This window comes from Vibrio sp. D173a (assembly GCF_030248475.1).
Genome location: NZ_JAHGAH010000043.1, coordinates 1 through 660 on the forward strand (window position 1 = coordinate 1; position 660 = coordinate 660).

Below are 660 nucleotides of genomic sequence, written 5' to 3' on the forward strand. Positions count from 1 at the left end.
TTTGAAGAGAAACTCAGCCAAACCGTTAAACAATTTGATAATGCCAAAAGACTGATGTCTATTCCCGGCTTTGGACCACTCACTAGCCAAGCTGTCGCCGTATGGCTCGGCTCTGGGCTGCAATTTAAAACTGGGCGCGACGCTTCTGCTGCGATGGGGCTCGTTCCAAAGCAAGACACAACGGGGGGCAATGTCATTCTTCTCGGTATTACCAAGCGGGGCAATACTTATATTCGGTCTTTACTGGTTCATGGTGCGAGAGCAGCATTAAGACGAGCCAAGTTCAAGTCCGATAAGCTAAGTAAGTGGATGCTAGAACTTCAAGAACGACGAGGTTCCAACCGTGCAGCAGTAGCGCTCGCGAATAAATTAATGCGGATCGCTTGGGCTGTTATCGCCAAAAACGAAGAGTACCAACCAGCATAAACAATAGAATCACCAACCCTTTGCAAAGTACGTAGTGAGATGAATAACAGGATAAATCCTACACGTTGAAAACCTTGTGCTCACGCTGGCTTTTAAAGTCGATAAGGTGATTAGGACTTCGTGTTCGACTGCCTCATCTTGGCCAAGGCAATAGCCGCTAAAACAGGCCGTATATATGGTAGTTAACCTGCGCTTTTAATCATGCTACTGACTTGCAAAACAGGGGGAGACCAT

General features: G+C 46.8%; 1 protein-coding gene. It reads left to right on the top strand.

Annotation, left to right across the window (positions count from 1 at the left end):
* Positions 1-426: transposase (locus KIV40_RS05545; RefSeq protein WP_285348187.1), on the top strand; the 426-nt coding region annotated here is incomplete at its 5' end.
* Positions 427-660: the final 234 nt, after the last annotated feature.